Origin of the sequence: Shewanella sp. DNRA4 (genome assembly GCF_012843185.1) — a bacterium.
Classification (GTDB): Bacteria; Pseudomonadota; Gammaproteobacteria; order Enterobacterales; family Shewanellaceae; genus Shewanella; species Shewanella xiamenensis.
Genome location: NZ_JABAIP010000018.1, coordinates 43,710 through 58,158, shown reverse-complemented (window position 1 = coordinate 58,158; position 14,449 = coordinate 43,710). Strand labels below are relative to the sequence as shown.

General features: G+C 45.6%; 14 protein-coding genes. 3 read left to right on the top strand and 11 right to left on the bottom strand.

The window, feature by feature from the left end; genetic code table 11:
• The first annotated feature begins 22 nt into the window (after window positions 1-22).
• Window positions 23-499 carry a hypothetical protein gene (locus tag HG547_RS18210; RefSeq protein WP_169548654.1) on the top strand — a complete coding sequence of 159 codons (477 nt, stop codon included), beginning with the start codon at window positions 23-25 and terminating at the stop codon, window positions 497-499.
• 60 nt (window positions 500-559) lie between these two features.
• Here HG547_RS18210 and HG547_RS18205 read toward each other — a convergent pair whose 3' ends face one another.
• Both HG547_RS18205 and HG547_RS18200 read right to left on the bottom strand, forming a co-directional pair.
• On the bottom strand, window positions 560-1,270 hold the full coding sequence (locus HG547_RS18205; RefSeq protein WP_169548653.1) for an SDR family oxidoreductase: 711 nt from the start codon (window positions 1,268-1,270) through the stop codon (window positions 560-562).
• A 25-nt stretch (window positions 1,271-1,295) separates the two neighbouring features.
• Window positions 1,296-2,861 (bottom strand): cryptochrome/photolyase family protein, encoded by a 1,566-nt coding sequence (locus tag HG547_RS18200; protein ID WP_169548652.1) that lies wholly within the window; start codon window positions 2,859-2,861, stop codon window positions 1,296-1,298.
• Between the two features lie 785 nt (window positions 2,862-3,646).
• On the opposite strand from HG547_RS18200, the gene HG547_RS18195 reads away from it, so the two are divergent.
• Complete coding sequence (locus HG547_RS18195) at window positions 3,647-4,441, top strand: hypothetical protein (protein WP_169548651.1); 795 nt, start codon at window positions 3,647-3,649, stop codon at window positions 4,439-4,441.
• Window positions 4,442-5,077: 636 nt separating this feature from the next.
• Here the strand turns inward: HG547_RS18195 and HG547_RS18190 are convergent.
• The 9 genes from HG547_RS18190 to HG547_RS18150 all read right to left on the bottom strand — a co-directional run bounded on the left by HG547_RS18190 (window position 5,078) and on the right by HG547_RS18150 (window position 12,409).
• A complete protein-coding gene (locus HG547_RS18190) occupies window positions 5,078-5,665 on the bottom strand; it encodes a DMP19 family protein (RefSeq protein WP_169548650.1) in 588 nt (195 codons plus the stop codon).
• Between the two features lie 79 nt (window positions 5,666-5,744).
• On the bottom strand, window positions 5,745-6,131 hold the full coding sequence (locus HG547_RS18185; RefSeq protein ID WP_011073858.1) for a DUF971 domain-containing protein: 387 nt from the start codon (window positions 6,129-6,131) through the stop codon (window positions 5,745-5,747).
• A 156-nt stretch (window positions 6,132-6,287) separates the two neighbouring features.
• Complete coding sequence (hslU, locus tag HG547_RS18180; protein ID WP_169548649.1) at window positions 6,288-7,616, bottom strand: ATP-dependent protease ATPase subunit HslU; 1,329 nt, start codon at window positions 7,614-7,616, stop codon at window positions 6,288-6,290.
• Window positions 7,617-7,634: 18 nt separating this feature from the next.
• Entirely contained in the window at window positions 7,635-8,159 is a 525-nt protein-coding gene (gene hslV / locus HG547_RS18175; RefSeq protein WP_011073856.1) for an ATP-dependent protease subunit HslV, read from the bottom strand.
• Window positions 8,160-8,413: 254 nt separating this feature from the next.
• Window positions 8,414-9,592, bottom strand: a complete 1,179-nt coding sequence (gene fliB, locus HG547_RS18170; protein ID WP_169548648.1) for a flagellin lysine-N-methylase — start codon at window positions 9,590-9,592, stop codon at window positions 8,414-8,416.
• 243 nt (window positions 9,593-9,835) lie between these two features.
• Window positions 9,836-10,423 (bottom strand): type II secretion system protein, encoded by a 588-nt coding sequence (locus tag HG547_RS18165; protein ID WP_047540133.1) that lies wholly within the window; start codon window positions 10,421-10,423, stop codon window positions 9,836-9,838.
• A 159-nt stretch (window positions 10,424-10,582) separates the two neighbouring features.
• Window positions 10,583-11,122, bottom strand: a complete 540-nt coding sequence (locus HG547_RS18160; protein ID WP_169548647.1) for a dihydrofolate reductase family protein — start codon at window positions 11,120-11,122, stop codon at window positions 10,583-10,585.
• 15 nt (window positions 11,123-11,137) lie between these two features.
• Window positions 11,138-11,413, bottom strand: coding sequence for a hypothetical protein (locus HG547_RS18155; RefSeq protein ID WP_169548646.1), 276 nt, complete (start codon window positions 11,411-11,413; stop codon window positions 11,138-11,140).
• A gap of 393 nt (window positions 11,414-11,806) precedes the next feature.
• A complete protein-coding gene (locus HG547_RS18150) occupies window positions 11,807-12,409 on the bottom strand; it encodes a response regulator (RefSeq protein WP_169548645.1) in 603 nt (200 codons plus the stop codon).
• A gap of 209 nt (window positions 12,410-12,618) precedes the next feature.
• On the opposite strand from HG547_RS18150, the gene HG547_RS18145 reads away from it, so the two are divergent.
• Window positions 12,619-14,424 carry a sensor histidine kinase gene (locus tag HG547_RS18145; protein ID WP_211164714.1) on the top strand — a complete coding sequence of 602 codons (1,806 nt, stop codon included), beginning with the start codon at window positions 12,619-12,621 and terminating at the stop codon, window positions 14,422-14,424.
• Window positions 14,425-14,449: the final 25 nt, after the last annotated feature.

Here is a 14,449-nt window from a genome sequence, read left to right as displayed (position 1 = left end):
CGCTCAAGGAAGGAGGCGTGGAATGCGTGAGTATGATGGTGTTGAGGTGCGTTATCGCAGGCCCGATGCTGATTTAACCAAAAGCTTACAAGTGGTTGAAAATCTATTGGGCTTTGCCCCCGATCCGCAGCAGTTAGACTTTGATTTATCCTTTTGGGCTGGCGGTGCTGGGGTGCTTGATAAGCTGGCGATCTCCTGCAATGTTTCGCCCGAGCAGTGGCAAACACTCAAGCAAAAGCTGGACTTATATTCCCCCGAAGAGATGGTTGCGAGGGATGATTGCCGCGAGGACTTTATTTGGTTAGTCGCCGACGATGAGGAGTGTAGTGATATTTTGGCGGCTTCGGCGCAGTTTATTAATGACAATAAGGCACCGTTTCAAGGGGAATGTGACACTTCGCAGTCAATCCACTTTGGCTATATGAGCGATGTGAATACTTGGACGGCAGTATGGGGACTGGGCAGCCGAATAAACTATGCCTATTTTTGTGAAGGTTAAGAGTTGTCACGGTTAAGATCTGCCAAGGTTTATCTGTATCAGTGCTAAACGCTTGTGTCGCTACCAAGGCAGTTCTACCCCATCGTAGGCCAAAAATTGCCCTGTTTGAGTTGGGGTGGCATTGGTAATAATGCCCACTAAACACTGGGCTACGTACTCTGGTGTAAACAATTTATCTTTGGGCACACTCTGCTGAAAAGGTTTGGATAGTGGCGTATCTGTGGTGCCGGGATGCAGTGACAGCACCACGCAGTGTTTGATGCTTCTTTGCCATTCAATCGATAGCGTTTTAAGGAACATATTCAGCGCCGCTTTCGAGGCGCGATAACTGTACCAGCCACCCAAGCGGTTATCGCTAATGCTGCCGACTCTCGCCGAAATCACCGCAAATCTTGCTGAGTTACTTTGTTTTAAGGCATGGTAGAAGTGTTTTGCCAGCATCATGCTGGGAAGGGTGTTTAGCTTGATATTATCCAGGAAAAAGTCCCCATCGAGGGTCTGTAAGCTTTTTTCTGGCCCTTTATCCTCGGTGTGCAGCATGCCAATACAGTTAATCAGCCAATCTAACTGGGGGATATTTTGACTCAGTTGCTTAATTTCCTCCTCAAGGGTGATATCCAACTGATGCCAGATAACGCCATCGTCTCGCCCAGTATCGGGCCTATGATGTTTATAGGTCGCATGAATAGTGGCTTCGGGATAGGTTTCGCCAAGCTTATTGACCATCGCTTGACCTATACCACCGCTGCCGCCCAGCACTAGAATATGCATGGCTTTTCTCCTCAATACTCAGTCGTTATAGCCGTTCAAGTTGCGCTATATGCTGTTCCGCAGTGGCCAAAATCGCCTGTTTAACCGACTCCTCAGTGTTATCCCAAGTGCGGTACAGCATGGCGATGCGTGGATTGTGGGAGAGCTGCGCGCGGTGTTTATCCATAAAGCGCCAATACAGGCTGTTCAATGGGCAGGCTGATTCGCCGCTACGTTCTTTTATCTTGTAATGACAACTGCCGCAGTAATCACTCATTTTATTGATATAACTGCCGCTTGCGGCATAGGGTTTAGTGCCGACGATGCCGCCATCGGCGAATAGCGCCATACCGCGAGTGTTGGGCATTTCGACCCATTCAATCGCATCCACATACACGCCTAAGTACCATTTATCCACTTCATCGGGGGCGATTTCGGTCAATAAACTAAAGTTGCCAATCACCATCAAACGTTGAATATGATGGGCATAGGCATAATCGAGTGACTGAGATAAGGCGTGGTGCAGGCAATTCATTCGAGTCTTGCCATGCCAAAAGTAGTCGGGCAGCTTGCGCGTGGCCTCGAGGGCATTAATGCTGGCGTACTTCGGCATATTCGCCCAATAGATGCCGCGCACATATTCACGCCAACCGATGATTTGCCGAACAAAGCCTTCGACCTGGGCTATCTCAATAAAAGGATTAGCATGATAGTGCTCAATCACCGCATTGATCACTTCTAATGGGCTGATAAGTTTAGCGTTTAAGCTAAAGGACAGCCGACTATGGTACAGGCTCCACTGCGCTGGATGTTGCTGGGTCATCGCATCTTGAAACCGGCCAAAGGCGGGTAGGCAGTATTCACAAAAATACTGAAGTAATTCGAGACTTTGTGCGCGGTTTATCGGCCAGAGTAAATGCGTATCCGCCTTGCCCATAGTATTAATCCCATGGCGTTGAAGACGCTCGAGAATGTCTTGCACATTGTGGCCAAACATCAAGGGTGTGGGTAATGATTTAATATCTTGGGATTTAAGCTTTTGCCTATTGCTCGCATCAAAGTTCCACTGCCCACCAACGGGCTTGCCATCCGTCATTAAGATATTGAATCTTTTGCGCATTCGCCGATAAAAATGCTCCATCAGCCTGTGTTGCCCTTGGGGGAATTCCCGATCAATCTCGGCAAAGGGCAATAAAAAGTGCTCGGTATCGACACAATTCACAACACTATTAGCAAACTTAAGCTGGCTTAATTGCACGAGGAGTCGATATTCGTCAGGCCGTTGATATTCAAACTTAATCGCGCCAGTTTCGGCGACATAGTATTGGAGCAGTGCGTTGAGATCGGCAAAGTCTTGGGTATCGTCAAGGGTGAGGTAACGCACTTGATGCCCTGCAGCGCCAAGCTCGCTGGCAAACTGCGCCATAGCGCTGAAAAACGCGCAGATCTTTTGCACATGGTGCGTCACATAGGTGTTTTCTTGATGCAATTCTGCAATTAAATACAGCACCTTGGGATCGACTTGCTGATACCAAGTATGCTGGGCATTAAGCTGATCGCCTAAAATCAGCCTAACCGTATGGAAGTGCTGTAATTGCTGCCGTAATTGCATTAGGTGGACTCTGGTGAATGGTATTTTCACTTGAGCATTACGATGATATGGGTGGTTGGGATCAGCTAAAAGGGTATTTTAGCTGTCGTTACTATAATGAGTTGAGCGCAAACCATGCTTAGGTTATCTACAGTTTGGCGATTTAGAGCCACTCATAATTTTGAGGGACAAAACCCCGACCCTTATCTTTAATCGGGAGATTTATTAAAGAAAAGTCGTGGGGCTTCACCCCACACCCGACCAAGGAGGACTGCTCGTCCTATCCTCGTTGGATTCTCCAAGACGCCCCTAGCGAAGTTACATGCATTAGTTACTGGTCTCATACTCCAATAAAAATTGCCTAACGGCTCAGATGGGACATCCTTGTCCCCCCGAGCCTGCGCCATCATCCATGATGTCGCCACTGCATTTTTATCTGCGTATTTCGACAACTTCGCAGGGGAGGGTGAACTCCTTCAGCTTTTGCGTTGTTTGCAAGTCATAGAAAGCAAACCGAGTAATACTTACTGCCACATTTAGAAATTTAACAATGGGTGGCTCGTTAAATTTCAAGTCATAGAAAGCAAACCGAGTAATACTTACTGCCACATTTAGAAATTTAACAATGGGTGGCTCGTTAAATTTCTATTAATTGAAAGTTAGTCATCTATGCTGATACCCACGATGTTTTTATATTCTCCTTGAGATAAATTTTAAAAAAGATGTTTTCCTTGCGTTTTTGTGTAAAATCTACTCAGATAGTTTATGTGTAATCTTTTTTGATAAGTTTTTAAAAGGAGTTAAAAATGAACATTTCAAATAGTGTTTTATATAATGATCAAGAGTTAAGTCTAGATGATTTTAGAGAATTTCTGGAGGAAATAAATAAAGCTTTTAATCATTTGATTGAAGAGTGTAATAGTGGTTTCAATGTCGATGATTTTTTGTTTAGATTTATTACAGAACATGATTGGATTGTTTATTTAAAGAACTCTATCAAGTTTGGTTGGTATTGGGTTAGTGATGAATATGTTAATTATGATATTAGGGAGTGTATTGAGCGTTATAATGATGGCAAAGATTCATATGATAGTTTTATGTCTGAAAAAATAGAGGCGAGTATTCACGATATAAAAAGTGCAATTTTATCATCTAACTCGTCAAGAGCTCATATTATCAATGAGGCATTTTCTTTATTTGATGATGGTCGATATTTTTCTTGTATTCCTTTATTTTTAAGTCAGTCGGATGGAATAGTCAAAGAAACATTTAATAAAAGTTTATTTGATAAGGCGAAGGAAAGAAGTAAGTTTATTAAAAGGAAGATGGATAATGCAAAGTCCATGATAAGTGATGTCTCGAAAAGTGACGTTGCAGTGGAAACATTGTTTCTATTAACACAAATGGATGGGGATTTATACTCCTATTTTATTGAACATACCGATAAAGCTATAGGAAAAAAAGGATTTGCTCCAAATAGACACGCAATATTACATGGTGATGTGAATTATTTAGATTATGGAACTAAACTAAACTCTTTGAAATGTATAGCATTGTTATCTTATGTTAGTGAATTAAAAATATATTTCACTGCCAATTAATAGTAATTATGCATGTTAATAGTATTAACAGAGGAATGACCGGATAGATAAAAGGTTTATCGAAAGATGGGACATGCATAACACTTTCGGGATTAACAGCTGACACCGCACCCACAGAAGTACACCTCCCCTCGGAGTTGCCGCTGGGCGAATAGACAAATTGCGTGAGTCTTGTCATGGTCGTTCCCGTGCATCCTTGCACTTCACAACATTCAGGCATCCTGCCTATCAGATGGCAAGCTAGCTTTCGCAGGTGCAGGGGCGAATGAAAATCAGTGATTTTCGCGCTTATGAGCGAGAGGTAGGGACTGCCGAACTGGGCGCTTTACATGGATGTAAAGCCCATCCTTCGGAAGCGATAGCAAATTTGGCAATGGGCACAAGGGGCTTTCAACTCCGTTGGGGCGTCTTGGAGCATCCAAGGGCGAAGACCAAAGGCCGTTTTGAGCGCTAGATAGGGATATCGAGCTGGCTATTTAACATGGACGTTTTTGATAGGACGAGCAGTCCTCCTTGGTCGACTCTTTATTCAAGACAGGGGGTGAAGCCCCACGACGTTAAGCTAAAGAAATACTGAAAGTTTAAGTTAACGCACTGCTTAATTACTTGCTTAAAGTTCTCACTATAAACCCGCAATCATTCGATTGCGTTAACCAATCCCGTTTGTATTGCATAGCTTTCTAGCTTGATATCAAGATTATCCAAATCTTTATAAAACTCATCATCGAGTTGATTGAGTCGGGCTTCGGCGACTGGATTATCGGTTGCGGCGAGGCGTTGGTCTCTGTCGGTAGGGACGGGATGGTCACCAAACACCGCCTGTTTAGCCTGTTGTAATAGTGCTAATGAGTGCAAAGCGCCAATTTGCTGAAGGCCGCGCTCGGCAACGGCATAATGCTCGCCCGATGAATTATCGAAATACTGAATAAAGCCGCCGTTGTAGACTTCGCCAGAGAGACAATTGACGGCGTAATAGTGCTGCGCTGCTTCGCTTAGCGTGTGAAAGCCTTGATTATCATCGTAAACCCTCACCACTATATCTCGCCACAGCGCTCTAAAAGGGCAGGTTTTATCTAATTCCCGCTCCTTTTGGTAATAGGCTTTTGCCTGTTCGATATTTTCACGATTGCCGTTTTTGCAGGGCATACATAAGCCTGCGTTTCGCTCGGCGGTGCTTGGCATGATTAAGGTTTTGCAGGCTGTGCAGGGGACTTTTTCCGACATTATCTTTCCTTAGACTCGTCAGCGGGTAAGCACTCAAGGAGAGTCTTGAGCGCTCTCCTTGAACAATGGCGTTAACTGATTAGTTGTACTTTATATTCATCGCGATCAAGGGTTCGCGTGAAGCCTTTTCGGCTCGTAGGCGTGCGAGGTACTTTTCCCATAGTTCCACTTGGTGAGTAGCGAGATCGTAAAGCACTTGCCAGGAGAATAGGCCAGTATCGTGGCCATCGTCGAAGACGATTTTTACGGCGTAATTGCCTACGGGTTCGATGCGGGTGATATTGACGTTTTTCTTGTGGGTGACCAGCTTAGGATTACCGTGACCATGCACTTCGGCGGAGGGGGAATAGACGCGTAACATCTCACAGGTGAGTTGATACTGCTCGCCGTTATCGAAGCTGATTTCTAAAATGCGCGATTTACGCTTGAGCTTAAGATCGGTGACATTGGGTGTGCTAGTGGTCATAGTGGGCGCCAAGAAAATACGGGGAATGGACAAGCTGTAACATAACAATTTGTGGTTAAGGTTACAAAGTGTAAGCCTTAACCACAGTCACAATTTTGCACTCAATGTTCGGTATCTTGGGATACCGAACATTGCAGGCTTGGATAACAGCCCTAGTTACAGGATAAAGCGGCTTAGGTCTTCGTCTTGAACCAGATTATCTAAGTGAGTACTCACATAATCGGCATCAATCACAAATGAGCTGCCAGACTTGTCGGACGCCTCATAGGAGATATCTTCCATCAGCTTTTCCATCACGGTATGCAGACGACGGGCACCAATGTTTTCGGTGCGCTCGTTCACCTGCCATGCCGCCTTGGCAATGCTCTCGATACCAGACTCGGTAAACTCAATGGTTACGCCTTCGGTGGCCATCAGCGCGATATATTGCTCGGTCAGTGAGGCGTGTGGCTCGGTTAAAATGCGTTTAAAATCATCGGCTGTAAGCGCATCTAATTCAACGCGGATCGGTAAACGGCCTTGTAGCTCAGGGATTAAATCCGATGGTTTCGACATCTGGAATGCGCCCGACGCAATAAACAGAATATGGTCGGTTTTCACCATGCCGTGTTTAGTGGTTACCGTGCAGCCTTCGACTAAAGGTAATAGGTCGCGCTGTACCCCTTCGCGGGAAACGTCTGGGCCAGAGGTTTCGCCACGCTTACAGATTTTGTCGATTTCGTCGAGGAACACGATACCGTGCTGCTCAACCAATTCAATGGCTTGCTCTTTTAAATCTTCTTGATTTACCAGCTTGGCCGCTTCTTCTTCGATCAACAGCTTAAAGGCTTCTTTGATCTTCATTTTGCGACGTTTGGCCGGTGCTTGGCCCATGTTTTTAAACAGGCTTTGCAGTTGGTTAGTCATTTCTTCCATGCCGGGCGGTGACATGATTTCAATACCAATTTGTGGCTGGGCTACATCGATATCGATTTCTTTGTCATCTAATTGGCCTTCGCGCAGCTTCTTACGGAAGATTTGACGGGTATTGGAGCTGGTATCGCTTTCCGGGTTATCCCAGTCATTTTTCGGCTTGGGCAGCAGGGCATCGAGAATGCGCTCTTCAGCGTGTTCTTCGGCGCGTTGGCGGCATTTGCCCATTTGTTGCTCGCGGGTCAGCTTGATGGCGATGTCGGTTAAATCACGGATGATTTGCTCGACTTCTTTACCCACGTAACCCACTTCGGTGAACTTAGTGGCTTCAACCTTGATAAATGGGGCATTGGCTAGCTTTGCCAAACGGCGGGCGATTTCAGTTTTACCTACGCCAGTTGGGCCAATCATCAGAATGTTTTTTGGGGTAACTTCTTGACGGAAATCGGCATCTAGCTGCATGCGGCGCCAGCGGTTACGCAGGGCGACGGCGACGGAACGTTTGGCCTTTTTCTGGCCGATAATGTGGGCATCCAGCTCGTGGACAATCTCACGGGGGGTCATTTCAGACATAATATTCCTCACGCCCTGTTAGTAATTAAGTTCTTCAATTGTCTTGAATTGATTGGTGAATACGCAGATATCGCCGGCAATAGTCAATGACTTTTCAGCAATTTCCAGCGCCGATAATTCGGTATTTTGCAGTAGTGCTAACGCCGCCGCTTGGGCATAGTTACCGCCCGAGCCAATGGCGACTAAATCATGCTCTGGCTGCACTACGTCACCATTACCTGTGATAATAAGTGAGGCTTCGGCATCGGCGACCACAAGCATGGCCTCGAGTTTGCGCAGCATACGGTCGGTACGCCAATCTTTGGCAAGTTCAACAGCCGAGCGTAACAGGTGACCTTGGTGCATCTCGAGCTTGGACTCGAAACGCTCAAATAGGGTAAAAGCGTCGGCGGTGCCGCCAGCAAAACCTGCCAACACTTTATTGTGATACAAGCGACGCACTTTTTTGGCGTTACCTTTCATGACGGTATTGCCTAGGGAGACTTGGCCATCGCCGGCGATGACAACTTGGTTATTACGGCGTACTGATACGATAGTGGTCACAATGAATCCTCTTCTCTTGCCCGCAATGAAAATTCTGCGGTGGATGATGGACTAAATATGGGGATGGATAGTCAGAATTCAAGTTATTGCAGAAAAAGCCAATCGGGTTTGCGTGTTCGCGCGCCTTTTGCAACAAAATAGCGGCATACGGGGAAGTGGCGGCCTGCTTCAGTCTTGCCACTATAGAGGCGTCGGCTGATACGCAAAGACTGCCGTTGGTGCTATTTCGGCAGTCTCGGTTTTACCATAGGCGATCACGAGGTTTTTAATAGACTGATGGCGGCGGGAATACTATCAATACCACATTCTTGCAGGGTCTGATTGATGCCCTCGGCAAATTTCGCTTTATGTTGGCGCACAACGCTATAGATCTGAAAACAAAGCACTATGTCACTGTCTGTCAGTCCATTATTTTTAAATGCCATGGCAGATAAGTAACAGCGGATCATAAAGCAATCTATCACGAGCAGGCGAAATGCCATCCAAGGCTGCTGCGGATGACTCATGGGGAAATGCTCATGGTAAAGCGAATATAAAATATAACGGTCAAATAAATCCTGATAATTGCTCAACGCGGGCAAGGCTTTTTCTTCCCACGCTTTATTTAAATGGTCAATTTGATATTGATTACTCTCATTACACAACAAACCAATTGCGTCATTAAGCGAGGTAAAACGAGGCTTTAAGCTTCTTGAGTGAAGTTTGCATAATTGATCATGTATCGAAACAAAAGCATGGGTTTGAGGCTGTGGTGTGTAGGGTATTTTTTGATATTGCTCATCGATTTGATTGGTTTGGGCCAGCAAGATTAATTGTTCAAAACGCTGATCTATTTGTGCAATAGGAAGAGTATTTTGCCTCACTTGGTCACTGACTTTTACCAATAATCCTATAGCCATGAGTGCCTGTTGCCAATCCACACCCATATTAATTAATAAATCCAAACTGTAATCGTAGGTTTTTTCTAACCATGCAGGATTGGCCGCGGTTGGACGTTTGGCGCCACCGCTCTTTGCCTCAAATTGAAATGCATTGGCGTCAAATAGCACCAGACGGGCAGCCTCAGGGCATGATAGAGATAAACTTTCGTATTTAGTGGTTGCGATAACATTGTCACTACGAGGATAGGTTTTACAGGTGTGACTTAAGGCTGTTTCCCCCGCCGCCGCATGGATGGAACATAACTTCTGCTCGTTTACAAACGGGCATATTCCATTGGCGTTAAGTTTGATTTTTGCCCACTGATTAGCATCGGTTTTGGTTTCAATAAATGCCTCTTTGGCAAGAGACGCGAGTTTTGGATGGTTAAGGGTATTTTTGTAGCTTTTTTTGTCAAAAATGATGGTCCAGTCATGGCAGCAACTGTCTTCACATGCGGCACCTATACAACTGAATTGTGAAGCGTAGCCTGGTGTAACAATGAGATTATTCATTGGCGTTTATTCATCTGAGTGTTCCATAAACAAAAAGGTAACAAATCTATAGGATTAAGGCCAATCTTTGGTGAGTTTGATGACCGCATGTAAAAGGAATCTTGGTGTCTTCCCGCAATGAAAATGATGCGGTCAAAAACAACGTCGCTATCGGATGGATAGTCAGAATTCAAGTTATTGCAGAAAAAGCCACAGGACTTTGTTGATTTTTGTCCTGTGGTGAAAGCGGATATGCAGGATGGATTAAGGTGCAGATAACGAGGAGCGGCCGACAACAGTACGTCCATCGAGGGGATAGTATTTTAGCTCCCAATTCTCGCTGCCAAGGCGGCGATCATCCGACACATAGTTAAAGTAACAATAAGTATTAGGGTCACTTATCGCGCCGCCGCTATACCAGTAGACGATGTCGATATTGGGTGCTTGTTGCGTTTCCCAATCCGTGTGTGTGGTAAGGACAAAGTCCTGATTATCGAGTAACGATTGCCACAGTTCTCCGCAGTAAGCGCCTTGTAATTGAGTGCCTTGGCTGCTGCTTTGAGCCGTGTCTTTTCCGAGTGGAAAGCCCGTGGTGGTCGAGTCGATAGTGCCATCACCATAGCAAGCGAGATTTTGGGTATATCCCGAGTGTCCGCCCGCAAGCCAACAACTGTGATACAGTTTGACGCCAGAGGTAAAAGCAGCAAAAGCAGCTTTTGCCCGAGTATCGTGGGCATCTTGACTTAGATTCATAAAGCGCGGGGCTGCGACTACGGCAAGAATGCCTAAAATGATGATAACCACCACTAGTTCGATTAGGGTGAATCCCTTAGATGTGTGTAAACGACTCATACTGCTCACCTGTTGCCAAGATAGTCGCATTCTAACTTCATTTTGAAAAATTATCATTAAGTTATTGATACCAATTGGTTTTGGTTAACATGCTAGTTACATTGATTACTCGATTTTGGCAAAGCTGAGTCGGTCGGCATTTCTGTAGGGAGATATCGATTAACCAAGTATGCGATATCGGCTTTGTACATAGCCATTGTCATATTGCTGAGTGTGCAATGCTTGTAACTGAATGGTTTGCGTAAAGCCTCCGAAGAGGGGAACACCACTGCCCAATAAGGTTGGAATGCGTGTTAGTGTTAGTTCCTGTATCAGCCCTGCTGCGAGAAAGCCTTGAATGGTTTGTCCGCCATCAATATAGAGATGTTTAAAACCGCGCTCTCTTAGTTGTTCGCTAATGCTCGTCGCATCCCCGTTAAGCACTTCAACCTTAGAGCTTAATTCAGCGGGGACTTGAATGCCCCGACGGCTTAAGACAAATACAGGCAGTGATTCGTAGGGCCAGTCGCAGCCAAAGGATAGGACTTTTTCAAAGCTTTTTCGTCCCATCACAATGGCATCAACCGTTTCGATAAAGGCGTAGTAACCAAAATCCTCTTCGGGATTGCTGCTCGGATGCTGGTTTAAAAAGTCGATATCGCCATTTGGCGTGGCAATAAAGCCATCGAGTGAGACAGCTATAAAAACAGAGGCTTGCATTTATCTTCCTGGAGGCTACTTACGAGTATGCTTGTCTAATGATTCTCTTAGTGCTTGTTGTTGAGCAAAACAATCCTCTTTCGCTTTGCCGGACATATCGGCACAGCTTTGGCCTTTATCTTTCTCTTCTAACATCGCTGCCGCCACATAAACGGCAGCATCTGCGGCATTGCATTCTTGTTTGCTGTAGGGAGAGTGTGAATCACATTTTGCATTTAAAGGCCCAACACAAGCACTTAAGCTGGCTAACCCTAAAAGAGTAAAACTGATAATAATGAATGGCTTAACCATCTGTTCTTCCATGATTTTTTAAACGGTTTGATATTATATAACTGATTTACAACGGATAACGAGCACAAAATCTTCGGCATCAGTTATAGGGGAAGTTGCTTAAGCAGATTTATAAAAAAATCCCCGAGAACACTGGCCGTACTCGGGGAAAGGTTCAAAAGCAGTGGATCTTTAATGCCTACGGAGCATAAAGGAGAGAACCTAACTTGAGTGTGGCAGTGAATGGTGTTTGATACAAAGCCAAAGATGCAAACTGCGACAGCTTGTCGCAGTTTGGATGAAAACGCCGCCATCAGCGCATTCTAAATGGTCTGAGTTGTATGGAATGAGCGGTTTAATCGTGACAAGCGTGGCGAGAATATATTGCGATTGTTTAGCGTGCTGGTCACTGATTTATAAAACAGAATTTAGATTTCCTAAGTGTTGTACTAACTCTGCCATATTGTTCACTTCAAGCTTTTTCATAATCTTTGCGCGATGCACTTCGATGGTTCTTAAGGATAAATACATGGCTTCGGAGATCTGTTTGTTGGTCATGCCTTGAACCACATGGGCTAATACTTGTTGTTCGCGCTCAGTCAGTTGGGCAAATTTCTGCTGCAGACTCTGTTGCTCAAAGCTGGATTGGCTTTCTTTATGTGCTTTTTCAATCGCTTGTACAAGGGCTTTACCCGACACAGGTTTTTGAAAAAAGTCGCATGCGCCTTTACGAAAAGCGCTTAATGCCATGGGTAAATCACCGTGGCCAGTGAGAAAAATCACTCCTAATGGACTTTGGGTTTCAAGCAGTTTTTGCTGCACTTCTTGGCCAGTGATCTCCGGCATTCGGCTATCTAAGATGACACAGCCCGCTTGAGTTAACGGGCATTGGGCTAAAAAATCCCGCCCACTACTAAAGGTTTGTACTTGGTAGCCAAATTGCCCGAGCATAAACCCTAAGGAGTCGAGAATCGCTTCATCATCATCGACTAAATACAGCGGCAGCATAGTGTACATGGTTTTCCTTTTGGTGGTGGGACTCTTTATCAGCTTAAGCCTGCCTTGTCGTAGGCTCAATTTTAAGCCTAGGTCTTGGGAGGTTTATCACTAAATTAGTTAAATCACTTTAGGGGGGAATGCCAGAGTTTGGTGTTATTCACAGCATCATTTTGGCCTTGCGTATAAAGTACTCCGAATACAAAAGCATACAAGACAAGGCGATAGCAATGAGAACTTGGTGTAGGGCAATACTCGTGAGCTGCATATTGAGCGTAATGATGCTTAATTTGTCCTATGCCGATGAAGATATTCCCGTTCATGAATTTAAAGTGGGAGTGCTGGCGAATCATGGGGTGTTGCAGGCAAAACAGCGCTGGCAGCCTATGATGGATTACCTTAGCGAAAACGTCCCTAATAGCCGTTTTGAAGTGGTGCCCGTCGACTTTAATGGTATGCGTAGCCAGTTACTGAGCAATGAATTGCAGTTTATTGTGACTAACCCCGGCCAGTATCTGCACTTGAGTAATAATTTCCCCCTCTCTTGGCTCGCGACCATGAAAAGCCGTAAACATCAGGGCAGCACTTTCACCATAGGCGCGACCATTATTGTGCGTGCCGATAGTCCTATACGTAGCTTGCAGGATTTACGCGGTAAGAATGTGGTTGCTAGCGATCCGCAGGCACTTGGCGGCTATCAGGCTGCGATGGGATTACTGCATAAAATGGGTTATTTACCGGAGCAATTCTTTAGCCAAGTGCGATTTTTAGGATTTCCCCTCGCGCCGCTGATCTATCAAGTGCGCGATGGGAGTGCCGATGCCGCCATTGCGCCTTTTTGTACCCTAGAGGAAATGATTGAAACTGGGCTTATCAATAAGGCGGACTATCGTGTCATTCATCCAACCCATCCTCCTGGATATGACTGCGAGGTGAGCACCCAACTCTATCCTAATTGGTCATTTGCGGCGGCGGATACGGTTTCGCCACGGATCACTATGCAAATCACCCGCGCCTTGTTTGACCTGCCACCAGACCATGTAGCAGCCATTACCGCCGATACTTTAGGTTGGACTGCGCCGGTAAGCCAGCTAAAGGTGATTGAATTATTTAAAGAATTACAGCTGCAAGGTGCATCACCTCCCTTATATCAAACCGTGTATAAATGGATGGAGAAAAATAAAGAGTGGGGTGGGGTATTACTGCTGATCTTTATTGTATCGACCATTTATCACCTGTGGCTCGAATATAAATTCCGCCAAAAGAGCGAGTTTTTAGTCAGTACTGAGCGGCAATTAAAAGACAAGGCATTGCAGTTAGAACGCTTACAAAGTGCGGCGATTCTCGGGGAGATTGGTGCTGGGTTGGCCCATGAGCTAAATCAACCGATTGCGGCGATAACCCAATACAGTGAGGGCGCCATGATACAGCTAGAAAGGCTGGGACAGGACAACCCAGAGCTCTATGATATTTTGGGTAAAATCAACGCACAATCGATACGGGCTGGGGCGGTTGTGCACCGTATTCGTGGCTTGCTTAAACGCCGTCAGTCGAAGGCTGAACCGCTGGATGTGACGTTAGTCGTCAAAGAGGCACTGGCCTTATTACGCCGAGAATTAGACCGAGCGGGGGTACAAGTTGACGTACAGGTGCAAGGTCGTCCCTATGAATTGATGGGGGATAGTGTTGGCTTAAGTCAAATGTGGGTCAATTTGGTGAAAAATAGCCTCGATGCGCTGGAAGCATGTGAGGATAACCGTGCACGTAAGTTAAGGATTGAGATCCACTATCAACCCACTGAAATCAAAGTATTGGTAATTGATAATGGCCAAGGTTTACAGGGGCAAGCTAATGAGTTGATGGCCTCTTTTGCCTCTACCAAAGATGCAGGGCTCGGATTAGGTTTAGCGATTTGTAAGGATGTCGTTAGCCGTCACCACGGCAGTATTGAGATTGAAAACTGCAAGCAATCGACACAAACGCCATTGCCTTGGCAGCAAGGCTGTGTGGTGACGGTGATATTACCTCGGGGCTAGAATGAATCGCCGCAGAGTTTTTAAG